20 protein-coding genes and 1 pseudogene are annotated in these 17,636 nt (G+C 38.2%); 15 read left to right on the forward strand and 6 right to left on the reverse strand.

Annotated elements, in window-relative coordinates; translation table 11 throughout:
- Positions 1-8 precede the first annotated feature (8 nt).
- Positions 9-617 (reverse strand): hypothetical protein, encoded by a 609-nt coding sequence (locus ACSC9N_RS10925; protein WP_094149083.1) that lies wholly within the window; start codon positions 615-617, stop codon positions 9-11.
- Positions 618-1,728: 1,111 nt separating this feature from the next.
- On the opposite strand from ACSC9N_RS10925, the gene ACSC9N_RS10930 reads away from it, so the two are divergent.
- The gene (locus ACSC9N_RS10930) at positions 1,729-2,067 is read left to right on the forward strand and encodes a hypothetical protein (RefSeq protein ID WP_078424950.1); all 339 of its coding nucleotides are present in this window, start codon (positions 1,729-1,731) and stop codon (positions 2,065-2,067) included.
- Positions 2,057-2,902 carry a hypothetical protein gene (locus ACSC9N_RS10935; RefSeq protein WP_131230058.1) on the forward strand — a complete coding sequence of 282 codons (846 nt, stop codon included), beginning with the start codon at positions 2,057-2,059 and terminating at the stop codon, positions 2,900-2,902. Before ACSC9N_RS10930 ends, ACSC9N_RS10935 begins: the two co-directional genes overlap by 11 nt.
- Positions 2,903-2,961: 59 nt before the next feature.
- Here ACSC9N_RS10935 and ACSC9N_RS10940 read toward each other — a convergent pair whose 3' ends face one another.
- Complete coding sequence (locus ACSC9N_RS10940; RefSeq protein WP_263507268.1) at positions 2,962-3,912, reverse strand: MobA/MobL family protein; 951 nt, start codon at positions 3,910-3,912, stop codon at positions 2,962-2,964.
- A 7-nt stretch (positions 3,913-3,919) separates the two neighbouring features.
- Positions 3,920-4,945, reverse strand: a complete 1,026-nt coding sequence (locus tag ACSC9N_RS10945) for an IS30-like element ISAba125 family transposase (protein ID WP_004994718.1) — start codon at positions 4,943-4,945, stop codon at positions 3,920-3,922.
- A gap of 652 nt (positions 4,946-5,597) precedes the next feature.
- Between ACSC9N_RS10945 and ACSC9N_RS10950 the strand changes: the two genes are divergently transcribed.
- Complete coding sequence (locus tag ACSC9N_RS10950) at positions 5,598-6,296, forward strand: hypothetical protein (protein WP_094148768.1); 699 nt, start codon at positions 5,598-5,600, stop codon at positions 6,294-6,296.
- A gap of 535 nt (positions 6,297-6,831) precedes the next feature.
- Entirely contained in the window at positions 6,832-7,032 is a 201-nt protein-coding gene (locus ACSC9N_RS10955; RefSeq protein ID WP_094149099.1) for a helix-turn-helix transcriptional regulator, read from the forward strand.
- Between the two features lie 447 nt (positions 7,033-7,479).
- Here the strand turns inward: ACSC9N_RS10955 and ACSC9N_RS10960 are convergent, their stop codons facing one another.
- Positions 7,480-8,184 carry a DUF1003 domain-containing protein gene (locus ACSC9N_RS10960; protein WP_010326348.1) on the reverse strand — a complete coding sequence of 235 codons (705 nt, stop codon included), beginning with the start codon at positions 8,182-8,184 and terminating at the stop codon, positions 7,480-7,482.
- A gap of 246 nt (positions 8,185-8,430) precedes the next feature.
- Here ACSC9N_RS10960 and ACSC9N_RS10965 point away from each other — a divergent pair, with 246 nt between their 5' ends.
- Positions 8,431-9,585, forward strand: a complete 1,155-nt coding sequence (locus tag ACSC9N_RS10965; protein WP_308469435.1) for a catalase family protein — start codon at positions 8,431-8,433, stop codon at positions 9,583-9,585.
- Positions 9,586-9,593: 8 nt separating this feature from the next.
- The gene (locus ACSC9N_RS10970) at positions 9,594-9,869 is read left to right on the forward strand and encodes a putative quinol monooxygenase (RefSeq protein WP_010326346.1); all 276 of its coding nucleotides are present in this window, start codon (positions 9,594-9,596) and stop codon (positions 9,867-9,869) included.
- Between the two features lie 184 nt (positions 9,870-10,053).
- Here ACSC9N_RS10970 and ACSC9N_RS10975 read toward each other — a convergent pair whose 3' ends face one another.
- A complete protein-coding gene (locus ACSC9N_RS10975) occupies positions 10,054-10,818 on the reverse strand; it encodes a COG4705 family protein (protein ID WP_010326345.1) in 765 nt (254 codons plus the stop codon).
- A gap of 358 nt (positions 10,819-11,176) precedes the next feature.
- Between ACSC9N_RS10975 and ACSC9N_RS10980 the strand changes: the two genes are divergently transcribed.
- The 6 genes from ACSC9N_RS10980 (at position 11,177) to ACSC9N_RS11005 (ending at position 14,859) form a co-directional block, all read left to right on the forward strand.
- Positions 11,177-11,383: a MerR family transcriptional regulator gene (locus ACSC9N_RS10980; protein WP_228127597.1), complete on the forward strand. Its 207-nt coding sequence runs from the start codon at positions 11,177-11,179 to the stop codon at positions 11,381-11,383.
- Between the two features lie 27 nt (positions 11,384-11,410).
- Positions 11,411-11,686, forward strand: a complete 276-nt coding sequence (locus ACSC9N_RS10985) for a hypothetical protein (RefSeq protein WP_224466827.1) — start codon at positions 11,411-11,413, stop codon at positions 11,684-11,686.
- Between the two features lie 321 nt (positions 11,687-12,007).
- On the forward strand, positions 12,008-12,382 hold the full coding sequence (locus ACSC9N_RS10990) for an MCR_0457 family protein (RefSeq protein ID WP_010326344.1): 375 nt from the start codon (positions 12,008-12,010) through the stop codon (positions 12,380-12,382).
- A gap of 192 nt (positions 12,383-12,574) precedes the next feature.
- Positions 12,575-12,961, forward strand: a complete 387-nt coding sequence (locus ACSC9N_RS10995) for an MCR_0457 family protein (RefSeq protein WP_439036034.1) — start codon at positions 12,575-12,577, stop codon at positions 12,959-12,961.
- A 117-nt stretch (positions 12,962-13,078) separates the two neighbouring features.
- Entirely contained in the window at positions 13,079-14,227 is a 1,149-nt protein-coding gene (gene dacC / locus ACSC9N_RS11000; protein ID WP_010326342.1) for a D-alanyl-D-alanine carboxypeptidase PBP5/6, read from the forward strand.
- A 95-nt stretch (positions 14,228-14,322) separates the two neighbouring features.
- On the forward strand, positions 14,323-14,859 hold the full coding sequence (locus tag ACSC9N_RS11005; RefSeq protein WP_010326341.1) for a gamma carbonic anhydrase family protein: 537 nt from the start codon (positions 14,323-14,325) through the stop codon (positions 14,857-14,859).
- 78 nt (positions 14,860-14,937) lie between these two features.
- On the opposite strand, the pseudogene ACSC9N_RS11010 reads toward ACSC9N_RS11005, so the two are convergent.
- Positions 14,938-15,120, reverse strand: a pseudogene (locus tag ACSC9N_RS11010) (LysR substrate-binding domain-containing protein); the annotation flags it as partial.
- A 144-nt stretch (positions 15,121-15,264) separates the two neighbouring features.
- On the opposite strand from ACSC9N_RS11010, the gene ACSC9N_RS11015 reads away from it, so the two are divergent.
- The 3 genes from ACSC9N_RS11015 to hflD are packed head-to-tail and all read left to right on the forward strand — an operon-like array spanning position 15,265 to position 17,633.
- Positions 15,265-15,750 carry an NUDIX hydrolase gene (locus tag ACSC9N_RS11015; protein WP_010326339.1) on the forward strand — a complete coding sequence of 162 codons (486 nt, stop codon included), beginning with the start codon at positions 15,265-15,267 and terminating at the stop codon, positions 15,748-15,750.
- Between the two features lie 4 nt (positions 15,751-15,754).
- The gene (mnmA, locus tag ACSC9N_RS11020; protein WP_010326338.1) at positions 15,755-16,888 is read left to right on the forward strand and encodes a tRNA 2-thiouridine(34) synthase MnmA; all 1,134 of its coding nucleotides are present in this window, start codon (positions 15,755-15,757) and stop codon (positions 16,886-16,888) included.
- Positions 16,889-16,901: 13 nt separating this feature from the next.
- Positions 16,902-17,633, forward strand: a complete 732-nt coding sequence (hflD, locus tag ACSC9N_RS11025; RefSeq protein WP_010326337.1) for a high frequency lysogenization protein HflD — start codon at positions 16,902-16,904, stop codon at positions 17,631-17,633.
- Positions 17,634-17,636 lie beyond the last annotated feature (3 nt).

Below are 17,636 nucleotides of genomic sequence, written 5' to 3' on the forward strand. Positions count from 1 at the left end.
CTTGGTTTTTATTGGTAATGATCAGCCGACAGCAGTTGACGAATTTCACTGGCCATTTTTGGGCTACGCCAAGGAAACAACACTTTGAGGCAGTAATGCGGTTTGAATTGATCTCGTGTTCCAATATTGACTTGGTATTCTCTTTTGACTGGGCTGCGATGTTCGTGATGGTGGATATGCGTTCCCGTCATCAGATTGCTGGTGACTGTGCTGGTATAAGAGACTTTGTCTTCAACTAAGTTGAAGTGGCCGACTGAGGTAATATAGTCAAATGGGTATTTCACTAAACGCTGTTCAGGTTCATCAAACAGAATGATGGTTTTATGCTGACTGTTAATCCAGACCCCACGATTGTGATAATTAAACTGTTCACCTTGGCGGGTCAGTTGCTCCGTCATACCTGCAAAGTAGGTATTGCCATATTCATAGAAGTAATAGGTGATCACAAACCACAACAGCCAGATGCCAAAGAATAGAGAGCCAAACCAGCCAAAGGAAAAGACTTTGGCCATAATTAAAAAAATGACGATCGGCACGACAATGCACTTTACAAAGACTTTAGATTTTGGTGGGCGATTTTCGATTGGAATGATTTTTGGTTGAGTGAATTCAGACATCATTGTTCCCCGCATGTTCAATGCAATTGACAATCACAAGGGGATATAAAAATAAGTATTTTTTTATAGGCGTGATTGAGCCATCCACCTTAGAGATTGTTCGTGTAAAAATGTTTTTTTAATACAGCTTAAAAATTAAAATCAGTGCTATATGCCCTGTTGAAAGACACAACAAGGTTGCACGAGTGCGGAGGCACAATAAAGAAAAGATGGATACAGCATGAGAAGCTCCTAGATGTAATAGAAGTTCTACCAAATTACTGTCAAATAATGGTGGCAGAACGAAAAGGGGTTGACAGACTGATCATCTAGGAATCAGCACACCCGAAAGTGTCCCCCTTCCGTCCTACCATAGAAAAAAAGGGGGACGTGAAGATTCCCACATTCAGTTTATATCCAAAAATATAAACCTCATGTGCTAGATGAATCGGTCTGTCAAAACCGACTGGCAATGTAGGCCAGCGAGCTCATATTAGATTTATCCAGCGCTTTAGTCAATTTCGCGATACGATAAAATTCACATGATCGCCTTGAATAAATTCAGTTAAGTTATTGATTTCACCCATAAGCTCAAATTAAAACCATCAATGGGCTGATTTTGATGCTATGGATCGGTTTAAAATGAACTGCTCTTCTGTAATAAAATAAATGAATAAAATGATTGAATAGATCTTCACCAAACATTCACTTTTTTAAGTGGATCTGAAGAAAAGCCCTGCCGTATCCAACGACATACTCCTGTTCATCATAGGTAAACCCAGCCGTCAGACTTCCCCAATAACTAAAGCTTAATCAATGAATTAATTAAATGTAGCGTTTTGTAAAAATATGCAAATACAGCGTTGACAGTGCAATGGATACGCAGATAAGCTTATAGGACACAGCAAAATCTGTGTTCAGGCGTGAGAACCTGATACAATCTAGGTGCAAATTAATGTCGCACTCGCGGCTATTTTTTTGTCTACTGTTTTAGCAGTCGTTATGGCAGCTTGATAGGGCAACCGTAAGGTTGGCTGATCCTAGATTCAGTATTCTCACCCCTGTCTCGCTGCCACCATTACCGTGAGAAGTAATGCTGGTAAGTATTTAAAACTTATCTAGGACTACTGCTATGAACGCTACTTTTCATGGTGCATACACTTGCACATCTAAAAAACAAGCCTCTCAACTGATTGTTGAACTTGGCAAAAGCATTTCAAATCCCCAGCGTCAAAGTCTAACCCATCTTTATCAAGCACTCGATACTGCAGACTCCTTGTTGACCGAGCTTGAACATGCGCACCAAATTATTCGTCAATGTATACGCCAGATGAATGATGAACAAATCGCTGAAGTCGCAAAACTCAATCAAAATAATCATACCCCATCGCTCTGGGCATTCCGCACCCATCAACGTCAAAACCTGATTGAACGTGCTGAGCGTCTTTTGGGAGCACGTTATGAAGCATAATCAGCATATTCTGCTGGCTCCCTCTGACTACCCTTTAATTGCTTCGCCTACGCTTGCAAAAGCGTATGGCGTCGCAGCCGCGACTTTTTTACAAAAGCTGCATTACTGCTTAGAAAAAAGTGATGCTCAAGTCCACAAAGGAAAAAAGTATTGGTTCCATAGTTATGAACAATGGCAACAAACCCTCGGGATCTATAGTGTCTCCACCATTAAACGGATCGTCGCTAAATTAAAACAAGCGGAGATTTTAGTAATTAAAAAGCTCTCAAAAAATAAATGGCTCCAAATCAATTTTTATTCAATTAACTATCGAAAGTTAAAACAATTGATCCAGCCGAATACTGAAACTCAAGCTCAACCGCAATCGTCTACTCAAACGGCAAAGACAACAGATTCAAAGTCCATAAGCAGTGTACATCCTGCTGAAGACACCCAAGCTGATACGCTAACGCTGTCAATTCAACAGGCGTTTCACACTCTCAAAGATCAGGCGATTACACACGAGCAGTCCTTAAAATCAGAGAAATGCTCCGCACAGCCAAACCTTGTAATCTCAGAACATACGACGGCACAAGGATTGAGTCAGCCACTCTCCCCGATCGCTACAAGTGAAATACTCAAAAATATGAATACAGATTATCGTCATTTTTATCAAGCACTGTTGCAGCAGCGCGTTGATATTCATTATGCAGATCAGCGCATCCAAAATTTACTCAAACAGCAGAAACACGTGATTCGACATATTGCCTACATCAAACAATCCTTTTGTGGTCAGGAGCGATATCAATGGCATCCACTTGAGCAATTACAAATCGACAGCTATTTAATCAAGTGAGCAAGTTCAACTTATTCAGATTGAACTTACTTATGACTCAGCCAGACAATCAAAATAAATTAGAAGTCTAAATCATTGGATTTAGGCTTCCGAGCAATATCGTTATTTTCATATTGATACTGATTTCTTTTGGACAATTCAAACTGATACTCGGCTTGATGCAATTCATATAAATTCGCTTCTCGAATCTCTTTAACTATTGTTCTAACCATTTGAATTTTTTCTTGAATATCCGGATCTTTACTATGTAAATAATGTCGAGGTATTTGCGGAACATCTTTTAAATTGGTTCCATTTTTTTGGTTATAATCTTCATTCGATAAACATGAGACCTTATTTTCAACCTGTAGTTTCACACCGTAAATTTCAATTTCTTTAACTGGTGCATATTCTTTTAAAAATTTATTTATGACATTTTCTGTGATTTTTCGATAATGATTAATTTGATGACGACCGAGTCCAATTACATCTGCTGTTAGTTTCTTGGCACCGCCTCTCTCAGGATTCTTTGGACAGTGTCTTTGAAAATACAGTTCTGGTGTTCGTTCAATGCCATCATAAATACTTCGTTCAGAATATAATAAATGCAAATGCGGTTGTTCATAACGCCCATCTAGGGTTGAAACATGATTATGAATGGCAAAGCTGTAGGGCATCTGATATTGACCGCAGAATTCATCTACAAGTTGATTCGACAATTCAATACGTTGCATACAATCAAGTTCTTTCGGCAGAGCAACGGTAATATGCGTAGATGTTCGACCATTCATACTTTCATATTGATCTGCTGCATTCCAAAATACTTCGGGGCTATCAGCTGCCCAGATTGGCATATTGGCTGATGCTGTATATTCAAGCTCTTCAATATCTTGTTTATGCGTTGAAAAATATAATGTTCGCGTAATGTAGTGATAACCCAACTCTGAAGAATGTCTAAATTTGTCTTTACGCAAATTTTTATGCTGAATTTTTAGTTCTTTCACATTATGACGTAAATCAAAATAATACATGGCGAATTCAAACATGAGGTGCGACAGTTTCAAAAGCCATATGATAATCAACAAGCTGAGCAAATTTCTCTAATGGTGTAAGCCAATCTAACGCCTTTCTAGGACGAGTATTCAGTGACATGGCAACTTGATTTAAATAATGCTGATCTGCCTGATTTAAATCAATCCCTTTAGGTAAATATTGCCTAATTAAACCATTCATATTTTCGCATGTGCCTTTTTGCCAAGGTGAATGTGGGTCACAGAAATATACATCTATGCCTAAATCTTCTTCGAGTATTTTATGTTCTGACATCTCGCGTCCACGGTCATAGGTCAACGTTTTACGCAGTTCTGCAGGTAAATATTTCAGAGCTTCAGTTAAAGCCTTGCGCACTGATTCTGCCTTTGCATCAGGTAATGTTGCCAAGATACAGAGCCGTGTATTTCGTTCAATAAGTGTTGCTATCGAACTTTTATTGTCTTTACCTTTAATTAAATCAGCTTCCCAATGACCCGGTATTTTTCTTTCTTGAACTTCGGCTGGGCGCTCATGAATAGTTTTAATATCCTGTAATATAGAATCTTTTTTAGGTTCACCGTTAGCTTTTCGCTTTTTATTTTCATGACGCAGACAGGATAATAAGTCTTTTTTCAACTCACCCTTGGGTAATGCTCGTATCGTTGAATAAATCGTTGTATGGCTTACATTCATTGTTTGATCCAAATCAGGAAATGTCTTTAAACGCTTTGCTATTTGCTGAGGAGACCATAAACAACGGATCGCTTCAACAATAAATTTCCAGAGGATTGAATCGATTTTGAGTTTTCTGTGACCACGTCTACGTCTAGCGAAGGTGTTATCAGAAGCATATCGAGCTTGATAAACGTCATTGATGCTATTTCTTTTAAGCTCACGATAGATCGTACTAGGATGTCTTTTAATGAGTTCAGCAAATTTTCTGGCTGAAAAGCCTTCTTTTCTTGACTCAAGCATTAATGCAGTACGATCTTCAAAGTTAAGATGATGGTATGACAATTTTATATACTCCATAAACCCTTTAAATTAATTAGGTGGTTTATGTCGCACTTCAAGTTTTACTCTGCCCATATACAAATCCAATTTCAAATAAAGAAAATGGAGCATATAAAATTATTCAAAAATTTTATTCGTTTGATGTAGAAAATGAAAAATAATGCGTTTTTTTATAGAAAATATATCAGCATCATAAATATACGTACTTTTAACGTGTAACACCCCCAGTTTTAACGTGTAACACCTCCCATTTTAACGTGTAACACCGATCAAACTTTAAGCAAAAAAACATGTAACAGCCCAAATTTTTAACGTGTAACAGACGTTTGTGTTATTTTTAACCATCTCAAGTGCTTTTTCGAATATTCAATAAATAATATATTTTAAATACAATAACTTAAAAAACTAAAAGTGCTCCGCAGGACGAGATGTAGTGTTCATTTTGATTCGCTGAAAGCGAATTGAAATGAACACGGAGACGAGATAAAAATCTTTTTTTTGCATTCGCAAAAAATGATTTTTATCCCTCACCACTAACAGTAAAACTAAAAGTGACTAGCAGCGAGCAGAAAAAAAAGCAGAACTTTTTTTTGAATATTTAAACTTTTCTCAAGTTTTAAAATTGACATGTGATATACATTTTTTATTTTTTTAGTGAGAAAATATCAAGATGAGTCGTACAGCATTAACAACACAAGATCACATTTATTCAATAGAATATTTTGCAATGAATAATCCCGCTTTCGAAAAAACACATTATGATGTCATTCAATTAATCGAACGCAAAGATTTAGAAGACTTTAATGAAAAAGAAAAGCAATTAATCAGAAAAACATATCTATATACAAAAAGAAGAAAGAGGTATGATAATGAACTTCTTTTTATATTTAAAAAAGATCCAAACTCGATCACAAAAATAGAACGCGATATTTTAGATTATAGTTATTTCGGAGAAGATGTTCCTCCAGTGCTTGAACATTATTTTTTAGCGGAGAAAATGTTAGACAATTATATGTCAAAATTACCAGAAAACATGAAAATAAAAATTCATCAAAACATCTTGGACACGGATGATGCTTTAGACAAGCAACAAAACATTAAAAAGAGAAATAGAGAGAATCATCAAAAATTCTTTATTGGCGGTACATTACTGTCGCTACTTAAATTAAATAATATTGATGATGATCCACTCGATCTATTATTTAAGATCATAAAACTTCATCTAATGCAGGATTACTTCAATAAAGAAGTATTCTCAGATACAGAGTTAAGTGAATTTAATATCTCTGATATCGGCAGAGAATTCAACAATAAAAAGAACGCAATTTCTCTCAATTTAAACAACCCATTTAAAATCTATGATGAGTAACCATTAAAAATTAACAGAAAAAGTAGCAAACGTTAATAGCCGACCTAAATTAAGGTCGGCTTAGCAGTGTGCGTTTCTAAAAATTCAATTCTCTTATTTTATAATAATATTTTTTAATAAATCACTTTACAAAACAGAATTACACATTTTACAAATTACCATCTAAATAAACTTAAGATTATTTTACTGATATAATAAATTAAAAAATAAACCTTTTTTTTGTTTTTTTAAACTTTTCTCATCTTTTTTTAAAATATTTTGATAATGTGAATTTGAAGATTTTTTTACACATTTGAGATAATTAATGAGTTTATACATTGGTCTACTAAACACCAAAAGAATCTTAAATCATATAAAGGTTCAGTTGATCACAGATTATAAGATGCAAAAAAAATTGCGTACTCCTCCATAGACTAGTCACGATTAATGGAAAAATTCACGGCGGAACATGCCTTTGTACACAATTGTAGTTTATTGCAAAGTATTCAGATGAAGTACGAAATAACTTTGCAAATCAATTAAAACAGGAATCTTAATGAAAATTGATCGTCGAGTCAGAGCGAAAGAGTTTATGGAACTTCTTTCAATTAAAAAAGATGCATTTTATAATAGAGTGAAATTAGGCGAAATTCAGCAGCCTATTCGAATAAATAAGAAAGATGTTTTTTGGCATGAATCTTATGTAAAACAGAAAGTTGAGGAACATAAATCTGAAAATTGTACTGCCTGCATATAGCAGGCTTTATTTTGCAAATTATTTCAAAAAAAACGGGTAATAAAACGGGTATTTTAAAGACATCTTCAAATATATTATTAAATATCATAAATTTAACATATCAATATGCATAAGCTATTAAAATATTCACTGATGGATCTTCTTAAATCTATATGAGTCGGTAAAAGCCTTATACATCTATTTTGCACTCGTCTTCGTCTTTTTAATCTTTACGGGTAGCTTGAAAAAACTAAATCTTTAAAGCGAAAAGAAAAGCTATAGAGTCCTCGATGCAGAACGACTATACATTGAGATCAGGCAATCTGAAAAGATGAAATCATTGATCTGGGTGAGTACTTTAATCTTGCATGAGCAGAGTGCAAAAAAAGAGAGAGCCTAAAAACAGAAGAAGCTCAGCATACGTTCTATTACAGAAAATGCTTTTAAGTGTTTTGATATTAAGCCAATTTATTCGCGTTTTTTACTCATTTCGGATAACAAATCCAGTTGTATTTCTTGTATTTGGGTTAACCTATTCCACTGATGCATCAACAGATGATCTAGTTTTTCATTTAAGTGTTGAATTTCTAACTCTGCCTTTAAATTAATTTTATAATCGTTTTGCGAACGCAATCTGTCTTTGGCTTCCTGTCTATTTTGGCTCATCATAATCACGGGAGCTTGAACCGCAGCAATACAGGATAAAATTAAATTTAATAAAATAAAGGGATAAGGATCGGCAGGATGCGTAACCATGACCACTGTATTAACAATAATCCAAATGGCTAGGAAAGTCGCAAAGCACATGAGAAAAGCCCAACTACCGCCAAAGGTCGCAATTTTATCTGCCAGCCTTTCCCCTAAAGTCCAATTTTGATCCAACTGGTTTTCAACATTCTTGGTGATCACTTCATGTTGTTGCAAACTTTTAATCACCTCATATTCAAGATCAGTCACTTCCCCCTTTTCAGACTTTAACAGGGAATGAACATACTGAATTCGATACTTGGTTAAGTCTGCTTGGCATATATAACTTTGAGGCGACCATTCTGGAAAATCATGTGAAATTTCTTCGGTAATAGATTTTCGTATTGCCCCCATAGGAATGAGGTTTTTAATGAGGAATTTCTGCCCACAGACTAAACATTCATGACTTTGATTTTTTTCGCTCATGCTCGTTCTCTTTTATAATCATTATTGGTTTTGGGGAGATAAACATCATCGAACAAATTTTAAACCAATGTCAAATTTTCACCATCACTCAGAGTAGCTCCTCATTAAGATTTTTCTAGACAGTAGCCATGAATAAAAAAATGCCACAGATATAATCATGATTCTGTGTCTTAAATAAGGCTAAACAAGTTCATATCATCAGGCTAAAAATTAAAAAAATCCAGCTTTAGAGCAAGGAGACAATCAATGCCTAACTCCGCAAGGCCTATGCGTTTAGGTCTACTTTTTCACGCCATATTACTCACAGGTGTCGCAGCTAATGTAGATGCGAATACACCCTCTGTAGTGTTGAGTTCTTCCAAAAATTTTATGTATCCAGATATAGATCATGGTCTAAGTGAAAGTCTTTATCCGAATGAGGCCGCCACTGCTAAAGAAATCGCGAATATCATTGAAATGACGATCCGAAAACAATATGCCACAGATATCGCACTACGTGATGCACACCCTAAAGCACATGGTTGCGTACGCGCAGAATTTAAGATAAACGAGACATTGCCTCCAAACATGGCTTATGGTGTTTTTATTCCGGGGAAAACTTATCAAGCATGGATTCGTTTTTCGAATGGATCGAGTAATGCAAAACAGGCGGATATAAAAAAAGATGCACGCGGCATGGCGATCAAACTTTTAGCCGTGCCAGAGAAAAACCTTTTAGATGAACCTGCGCCTACGCAAGATTTTATCATGGTCAATCACCCTGTATTCTTTGCCAATGACCCTGCTCGTTATCTATCATTTATGCAAGATATCAATAGCGATCGTTTTCTAAAAAAACTGCATGTCCCTTTTGCATTAGGAGCTAAAGGCACTTGGATTGCCTTGAACACTAGAAATAAAATTTCAAATCCACTGCAAACCAGATACTGGTCTATGGTGCCCTTTCAGTTAGGAGTTGGCGATCATCGTCAAGCAGTAAAGTACTCTGCTCGTGCATGTTCAAGCGTTGTTAGCCCGATTCCAGTTACTCCTCAAAAGGACTTTTTAAGAGAGGCACTTCGAACGACCTTACAAGACCGTGATGCCTGCATGGAGTTTTTAGTACAACCTCGAACATCCAACTCAATGTCTGTTGAAGACTCGATGACGGAATGGAAAGAAGACCAAGCCCCTTTCTATAAGGTGGCCACTATTCGTATTCCTCAGCAAGTTTTTGATACCCCTGAGCAAAATAAGTTTTGTGAAAATCTATCCTTTACACCATGGCATGCATTAGCTGAACATAAACCACTGGGTGCGATAAACCGAATGCGCAAAGTCATATATGACCAGATTAGTCGCGTCAGACATGAGATGAATTCGGCTAAACAAACAAACGCTAACAATGTCGAAGATCAATAAGGAGTCCTATGGTTAAACTCAATGGCCTGTTAATCTGTGTGTCTAAAGAAGAAGTCTGTATGGTGATAGAACTCCTTCCAGCGCATATTGAATTAACTCATCAAGAAGAAGGCTGCATTTCTTTTGAGGTCAAGCAAAGCCTCGACCCTTTTATCTGGGAGGTGCAGGAAGTGTTTGATAGCATGAAAAGTTTTAAGCATCACCAAAGTAGAACGGCCTCGTCCATTTGGGGAGTGAAAACGCAAAATATTAAACGGCAGTACAAAATATCTGAGGGTGAATAAGGTTTAAGTTTCTAGCTATAAAATGACAGGTCTATGACTAAAACTTGAAATAGCCCTCAAATGAAAGCTCTCTCTATTCAGATCATAAAATTTAAAAATGTTCTGCACTAAAAAACACAATGAAGAATAGCGGTTTTTGTATGGATCATCATGCATTGATCAGGTGTTAAAGCTAAGAGCTTTTTTAGTGAGCAATCGCTGCTGCTTTGGGTTTAAAAGCCACCAAACAAAAGACGATAAAAGCACATAGAACAAAGGATGCGCCAAATCGACTCAGATCCAACCCTCCGTGACTAATGGGCTTATCTAGGAAATCCCCCAGTACGGCACCTAATGGTCGCGTGAGTACAAATGCAGCCCCAAATAAGAAAGTTCTAGAGATTTTGGTCCACATATAAAGCATGGTCAGCAATAAAAGTAAACCGCCAAAGATAAGTGCTGCACTGGTATAGCCCAGCCCTTGTGTATCTGCTGTCCAATCCCCTAGCGCTGTGCCCAATGTTTGGGAAAACATGATGGTCAGCCAATAAAACGCTTCACTTTTGGAAGATTGAATACTTTGTACCGCAATTGACCCGCTGCTGTAGTACCACGCCAATAAAGATAAAATAAGTAAGCCGAATAAGATTAAGCTGCCACCTAAATAGCCCAGTCCTAAGGTACGATCAACATAGTCCGCTATAGTTGTCCCTAGAGTTGTTGTTGCAATAATTGTAGACCAATAAAAAAATGCATTATATTTTTTGGCCTTAATCTGTGCCGCAACGAATATTGCAAAAATAATGGCGAAGATGCCCGTACTTACGATATATCCCAGATTAAGCGACATGGATAAGGCATCCCCCGCTGTTTCACCCAGTGTTGTTGCCGCAATTTTAATGATCCAAAACAACAAAGTGACTTCAGGCACCTTGCTCAACAACTCATGCAGTGTTTTTTCCTCAGTCATGATACGTACCCAAACCTTATTCTTTTGTCTATGCTGAATAATAGTGCTCACAACTGAAACCAATCTTAAATTTCAAAGACCTCGCCCATAGAGGCTGTTTATGGCTTTCAACACCACAACATCTATAGACTTTTCATTCGCTTTATAAATCGTATATTGACCATGAAACCAAGCTGAGTTGCGTTAAACAGCTAAGCTCATGTTGTCGCTCGCTACTCGTAAAGACAGCTGTAAAATAAGTCATGACAAATGTTCTGTTCGCATCAATTTAATTTGCGATATTTTTGAATTTACCTGATTGACCCGTCTATAAGTAAAGGGTTTAGCTTAATGGAACAATGAACGAATGATGGAAACTATGCTTACTGTATCTCGCTTAGCGAAAAAACTCGGTTTATCCAGAACGACTATTCTCTATTATGAGCAACAGGGTTTATTAAAACCAAGCTTAATCGCTGAAAATGGATACCGGTGGTACGGTGAAAGTGAAATTGAGCGTCTTAAAAGCATCATCTCCTACCGTTCTTACGGACTATCCATTTCAGATATTCGTTTTCTTTTATAACCACTTAGCATATCCCAAGGGCAGATCTTGGAAAATCATTTTCGGGCATTGGAACAAGAGATCAATAACTTAAGAGCTCATCAAAAAGCCATCATTGAGTTATTGAAAAAGTCCATTTTATTAAAGGAAAAGTTCGTGAATAAAGCTAAATGGGTAGAGATTATGATCGCAGCAGGTTTATCAAAAGAAGATATGATGAAGTGGCATCAAAAATTTGAAGAGATGGAACCTGAGGAGCATCAAAAATTCTTAGAGTCACTCGACATGACACAAGATGAAATTACAGCTATTCGAAGCTTATAGTGCTTTTTAGCTCTCCAATCTTGAACATGGTGACTATCAAACTCAAGACTCAGTAGCTCTCATCTAAGGGCTATTGTGGATTCACTGCTTACCTATCGTCAGTATTTTTTATCCCTAAATATGATTCCTGCACCAACAAGCAGCTCATCCTAAAGACCGCCAAAACAGAAGATTAGAAGTCGTTAGGATGATCATTGGCGATTAAAAGGTCCAAAACAAAAAACTTTATTAAAAAATGACTGGTCAGAACTTTTCATTGAATTCTAACTGAAAATATATATATTGAGTCTCCGCATCCACCATAAATATGTGATTTTAGAAATGATTAAAAGCTTAACATTACGTAATTTCTTCGGATTAGGCATGGCTATCATGATTTCTCAATCTGCTTTTGCACTAGAGGGATTAAGCACAGAAGAAGCCAACACCATCGTGAAAGAAGATATTGCAGCAGCGCAAGTCATGACCGAATTTTGCCCTGCTTTGGTGGGTCAAGGCCCTAAAATTGAAAGCAACATTCAAACTTTAATTCAAACCTATTTACAAGACTACTCAGATAAGTCGATGACCTATGCAAAATTACAGTCAGACAGCGAATACCAGTCGATTCTGAAAGAAGCTCGTACAGATGCAAAGGGTACTGACAAAGCAGAACAAAAGTCAGTATGTGATGACGTTGTAAACTTTGAAGGTTAATTCAAGTTCTACATCTATATCGCAAAAAAGGATGAATAATGGGGTTATTCATCCTTTTTTTATTGGACGGAAAAATGTAAAAACAATGAAGCGACTTCAACAGCTTCTATACATTTTTGCGCTTACATTTACTTAAAATTTGTTTAAGCTCATCCTATTATGGCAACAACATGTATGCACTTAGGGTTTAGAATGAATTTAAATGTAATGAAAAAAGTGATTTTGGCAGTTTGTGGTTCTTCTTTGATTGCCATCGGTTCGGCTCATGCGGCCAATAAAGACGAAAATATTGAAGTGACTCCACTGCAACAAGTGACGCAGCAAGAGTTGGCTGCAATTTATGTCCTATCAGAAGTTTGTCCAAGTCTCGTTTCAGACCAGAGTCAGTTTGAAAATGGCTACAACGCTTTGGCTATAGAGTATCTACCGCAACAGAAAAATCCGACTGAATACCTTAAAAGCCTTAGCAAAGAGAAAAAATTCAAGCCTATTTTAGCCGAAGCTCAATCCGATGCGAAAAAAGCAGGCAAAGCAAAAAACCAAGAAATTTGTAAAGAATTGAGCACTTACAGCAAATAATACCAATTGGTTACAATATCTTTGAAATAAGCCGATTTCTACCGTAGAAGTCGGCAGAACTTTGTCCTAAAATGCAAAGCTCTCGTGCTTATACTAAAGAAATCGGAACCCCTTAGAATGATTCAAAAAAGCGCCCTTGCTGCGGCATTACTCGTACCAAGCATTTCATTTGCAGCAACTGTCTTATCCTCACCACCAGAACTAAATAATAAATCATATGTGCTGATGGATTATGAGACTGGGCAAATCCTCGCATCTAAAAATGAAAATGAAAAATTAGCACCAGCATCAATGACAAAAATGATGACGAGTTTCATTATTGAGCAAAAGTTGTTGGCGGGTGAGCTAACCGAAGATGAAAAAGTTCGGATGAACGAGTCTGCTTGGTGTCGTGGTAGTAGTTCAGAATCATGTATGTATGTGCCATTAAATGGTACTGCGACTGCATTAGAGATGTTACGCGGCATTATCATTCAATCGGGTAATGATGCATCTAAAGCTATGGCTGAGCACATTGCTGGGAACGAAGGCACTTTCGTTCACATGATGAACACTGAAGCAAAACGTATCGGCATGACCAATACCAGCTTCATGAACTCAACAGGCATGCCTGCTGAAGGTCACTACTCGACCGCTAAAGACATGGCAACGCTTGCACAGCACATCATTCACGACAGTTCAAAATATTATCCGATTTATTCTGAAAAAGAATTTACCTTTAACGGTATCAAACAAGGCAACCGTAATGCTCTGCTTTATACTGACCCAAGTGTCGATGGTTTAAAAACTGGTCATACTGACGAAGCGGGTTATTGCTTAACAACTTCGGCTAAACGTGGCCCAATGCGTTTGATTTCTGTGATTTTTGGTGCGCCAAGCATTCAAGAACGCGCAACGCAAACACGTGAAATTTTAGCGTGGGGTTATGCAAACTTTGAAACCAAAAATGTTCAAGCTGCGAACCAAGTTTTAGCAAAATCAAAAGTATGGTTTGGTAAAGAAAATGACGTACAAATTGGTTTAGCTGAAACCTTCAACGTAACGATGCCGAAAGGCCAGGCCAACGCAATCAAAACACAACTGGTGGTTCAACCAAAACTGACTGCACCGTTGAAAAAAGGACAAGTGGTTGGTAAATATGTAGCAAGCCTTGATGGTAAAGTGATTGCTGAAAAACCACTTGTGGCGCTAAAAGATGTTGAAGAAGCAGGTTTCTTTGCACGTATGCTTGACCACATCAAACAATTCTTCTCAAACTTATTCTAAGCAGCAACATTTAGACTTAAGTTAAAGCATCCACACCTCGGTCTGGGTGCTTTTTTATTTTATAATGGACACCTACATAAAAGCAGAACACCAACATGGCTAAAAATATTCGCCCTTATTTGAACAGCACGCCACAGCTTGGCAACAACTGCTATATCGATGAAATGTCGGTAGTGATTGGTGATGTCATCTTGGCTGAAAATGTTTCTGTATGGCCTTTTGCCGTAATTCGGGGTGATGTAAACCATATTCGGATTGGTAAAAACTCGAATGTACAAGACCATGCAATGCTGCATGTTAGTCATAAAAAAGCGGACAAACCAAATGGCTCGCCTTTAATCATTGGTGAAGATGTCACCATTGGTCACCATGTCACCTTACATGGCTGTACCATCGGCAACCGTGTTTTGATTGGTATCAATAGCATTGTTTTGGACGATGTCATCATTCCTGACGATGTTATGATTGGTGCAGGAACACTGGTTCCCCCAGGTAAAGTGCTTGAAAGTGGCTATTTATATGTCGGTAGTCCTGCCAAAAAAGTTCGCCTTCTGACAGAAACAGAATTAGCATTCTTACCATATTCAGCACAAAACTATGTCAAAGTATCGGGACATTATTTAGAGCCATGATCATTGGGAGCATTTTGCTCCCCTTTTCATATCAGATCAAATAACAAGCATCACCTTCAAAAATGCTGAATCTGCGGATTAATACTTCTCAAACTCAGTCACTAAAAAATCAATTAGTGCTTTTACCGATGGTAATAAACCACGTCGAGAGGTATAAGCCAGATGAATCAGTTCGGGTTTTGGCTCCCAGTTTGGAATCACTTTGACCAAACGGCCTTCTTTTAAATCATTATGAATAATCAGCTCTGGTAACTTGGCAATCCACGCCTACCACAATACCTGTATAGCCTAGCGGATGAAGAAGATACCAAAAGCGTGGAACTAAGCTACTAATTTTATATCCATAACATAGCCACCACCGCCTAAATTTTGTAGAATACTCCTTTTACCCCATGGTGCTTTTACATGACCGCTTGGACAGCTCACGTCACCGTCGCAACTGTTGTTGAAAAAGACGGAAAATTTCTATTTGTAGAAGAGCATACTGCGGGTGTGACACACACTGTATTTAACCAACCTGCAGGCCATGTTGAATCAGGTGAAACACTCATCGAAGCTGCCATTCGTGAAACTATGGAAGAAACTGGACATGAAGTGTCTATAGATGCGTTATTGGGCATTTATACCTATACACCACCTATGTTTCCAGATCGCACGTATTATCGTTTCTGCTTTTTAGCGCAGTCACTTCATCACAATCCAACGGCCGAACTCGATACAGGTATCGTGGGTGCAGTATGGATGACTTTAGATGAGCTGCTCGAAACGGCTCGTGCACGTAGTCCATTGGTGATTAAAGCGGTTCAAGACGCACTCGCGGGGCAAAAATATCCTTTATCGCTCGTTTATGAGCACCAAAATTCTCCCCTTATTTCAAGTTTGGATGCCTAGTCCTATGCAACAACGTGTCATCGTCGGTATGTCGGGTGGTGTAGATTCATCTGTTTCTGCTGCTCTTCTTCTTCAACAAGGTTATCAAGTTGAAGGTCTTTTCATGAAGAACTGGGAAGAAGACGACGGCACGGAATACTGCACGGCGATGGAAGACTTAGCCGATGCTCAAGCCGTCTGTGACAAACTAGGGATTAAACTACACACCGCCAACTTTGCTATGGAATATTGGGATCGTGTATTTGAGCATTTCTTAGCGGAATATGCTGCAGGCCGTACTCCAAACCCAGATATTTTATGTAATAAAGAAATCAAATTCCGTGCGTTCTTAGATCATGCTATGCAACTGGGCGCAGACTTTATTGCGACTGGTCACTATGCACGTCGCGGCGAAACTATGACCAACTCTAAAGGTGAGGAATACGCACCTTTACTGCGTGGTTTAGATAAAAACAAAGACCAGACCTATTTCTTACATGCTGTGCATGGCCGTGAAATTAATAAGACGTTGTTCCCTGTAGGGGAAATTGAAAAGCCTGAAGTACGTAAAATTGCGGAACAATACGACTTAGTCACAGCGAAGAAAAAAGACTCAACGGGCATCTGTTTTATTGGTGAACGTCGTTTTAATGACTTCTTAAAACAATACTTACCTGCACAAGCTGGAAAAATCGTCTTAGATGATGGCAAAGAGGTTGGTGAACATCACGGCTTAATGTACTATACGCTCGGTCAACGCGGTGGTATTGGTATTGGTGGTTTGAAAGGTGTAGCTGAAGGCGCATGGTTCGTTCTACATAAAGATATTGAAAACAACCGTTTGGTGATTGGTCAAGGTCATGAACATCCACTGATGCAAAGCACTGCGCTTTGGAGTGAAACGATTGACTGGGTCGCAGGTGAAATGCAGATTCCTGAAACAGGTTTCCGTTGTACCTCACGGACGCGCTATCGCCAAGATGACCAAGATTGTGTGATCTTTAATGATCCGACTACCCAAGGTGGCGTACGTGTTGAGTTCGATGAACCCCAACGTGCCGTGACGCCGGGTCAGAGTGTCGTATTCTACTCAGGTGAAGTTTGTTTAGGCGGTGGCGTGATTCATCATACCAATGCTCCTAAACCTGATTTTATTTAAAGGATTTTAAGACATGGCTGAGTTACCGTTTCAACAGCCTCAAACTTTGAACGAACGCCAAAACCGAGCTTTAGCGTTGGCGGCTGTTTTTCAGTCCGCGCAACTGACGCATATGACCGCCTTGAGCGGTCAGCAAAGTATTGGGGAAAGCGGTAACTTCTATTTAGAGCAGTTGATTAAAGCCAGTTTAAATATCCGACCAAAGGGCAACCAAAGCGGACAAACTTTAGACTTCTTTCATCAGCTGGCGGACATCTCCTTAGGACTAAAAACCTTAGAAAGTAGCATTACCCAACCCTTTAATACCTCACCCAAAACTCGAATTCCCAAATTATCCACTGCTAAACTTCCCATTACTTATGCCATGGCGCTCTTACAACTCGAAAAGAAAGTGTATAGCAACCCCAAATTCGTTGAAATTATTGAACAGTCCCAACAAAAAATCTTAAGACAGCTTTCTTTTTTCGATAATAACTATTTACATCCAAGCATCATTGCCAACCTCGCACAAACCTACGTCGACACCGCAGGACAAATTAACCCACGCATTATGGTGCGAGGTAATGCAGAAGCATTTAAAGATTCATCGCATACCAACCGCATTCGAGCTTCCCTCTTCACTGGCTTACAAATGGCACATTTATGGCGTCAGCTCGGTGGAAGTTCATGGGGCATGGTGTTTAGCAAACGCAAATTGCTTAAAGATATTCAAGATCTCGCTCGTTTACAGTATCAGGTGATTTAACAC

The organism is Acinetobacter sp. PC34 (genome assembly GCF_051789135.1).
GTDB lineage: Bacteria > Pseudomonadota > Gammaproteobacteria > Pseudomonadales > Moraxellaceae > Acinetobacter > Acinetobacter johnsonii.

What these genes read in the sequence shown, in the direction of transcription:
- ACSC9N_RS10925 (WP_094149083.1), bottom strand. Translation starts at nt 617, where the DNA reads ATGTCTGAATTCACTCAACCAAAAATCATTCCAATCGAAAATCGCCCA.
- ACSC9N_RS10935 (WP_131230058.1), top strand. Translation starts at nt 2,057, where the DNA reads ATGAAGCATAATCAGCATATTCTGCTGGCTCCCTCTGACTACCCTTTA.
- ACSC9N_RS11005 (WP_010326341.1), top strand. Translation starts at nt 14,323, where the DNA reads ATGGCTAAAAATATTCGCCCTTATTTGAACAGCACGCCACAGCTTGGC.
- mnmA (WP_010326338.1), top strand. Translation starts at nt 15,755, where the DNA reads ATGCAACAACGTGTCATCGTCGGTATGTCGGGTGGTGTAGATTCATCT.
- ACSC9N_RS10990 (WP_010326344.1), top strand. Translation starts at nt 12,008, where the DNA reads ATGATTAAAAGCTTAACATTACGTAATTTCTTCGGATTAGGCATGGCT.
- ACSC9N_RS10980 (WP_228127597.1), top strand. Translation starts at nt 11,177, where the DNA reads ATGCTTACTGTATCTCGCTTAGCGAAAAAACTCGGTTTATCCAGAACG.
- ACSC9N_RS10950 (WP_094148768.1), top strand. Translation starts at nt 5,598, where the DNA reads ATGAGTCGTACAGCATTAACAACACAAGATCACATTTATTCAATAGAA.
- ACSC9N_RS10965 (WP_308469435.1), top strand. Translation starts at nt 8,431, where the DNA reads ATGCCTAACTCCGCAAGGCCTATGCGTTTAGGTCTACTTTTTCACGCC.
- ACSC9N_RS11015 (WP_010326339.1), top strand. Translation starts at nt 15,265, where the DNA reads ATGACCGCTTGGACAGCTCACGTCACCGTCGCAACTGTTGTTGAAAAA.
- ACSC9N_RS10930 (WP_078424950.1), top strand. Translation starts at nt 1,729, where the DNA reads ATGAACGCTACTTTTCATGGTGCATACACTTGCACATCTAAAAAACAA.
- ACSC9N_RS10940 (WP_263507268.1), bottom strand. Translation starts at nt 3,912, where the DNA reads ATGTATTATTTTGATTTACGTCATAATGTGAAAGAACTAAAAATTCAG.
- ACSC9N_RS10975 (WP_010326345.1), bottom strand. Translation starts at nt 10,818, where the DNA reads ATGACTGAGGAAAAAACACTGCATGAGTTGTTGAGCAAGGTGCCTGAA.
- dacC (WP_010326342.1), top strand. Translation starts at nt 13,079, where the DNA reads ATGATTCAAAAAAGCGCCCTTGCTGCGGCATTACTCGTACCAAGCATT.
- ACSC9N_RS10995 (WP_439036034.1), top strand. Translation starts at nt 12,575, where the DNA reads ATGAATTTAAATGTAATGAAAAAAGTGATTTTGGCAGTTTGTGGTTCT.
- hflD (WP_010326337.1), top strand. Translation starts at nt 16,902, where the DNA reads ATGGCTGAGTTACCGTTTCAACAGCCTCAAACTTTGAACGAACGCCAA.
- ACSC9N_RS10960 (WP_010326348.1), bottom strand. Translation starts at nt 8,184, where the DNA reads ATGAGCGAAAAAAATCAAAGTCATGAATGTTTAGTCTGTGGGCAGAAA.
- ACSC9N_RS10955 (WP_094149099.1), top strand. Translation starts at nt 6,832, where the DNA reads ATGAAAATTGATCGTCGAGTCAGAGCGAAAGAGTTTATGGAACTTCTT.
- ACSC9N_RS10970 (WP_010326346.1), top strand. Translation starts at nt 9,594, where the DNA reads ATGGTTAAACTCAATGGCCTGTTAATCTGTGTGTCTAAAGAAGAAGTC.
- ACSC9N_RS10945 (WP_004994718.1), bottom strand. Translation starts at nt 4,945, where the DNA reads ATGGAGTATATAAAATTGTCATACCATCATCTTAACTTTGAAGATCGT.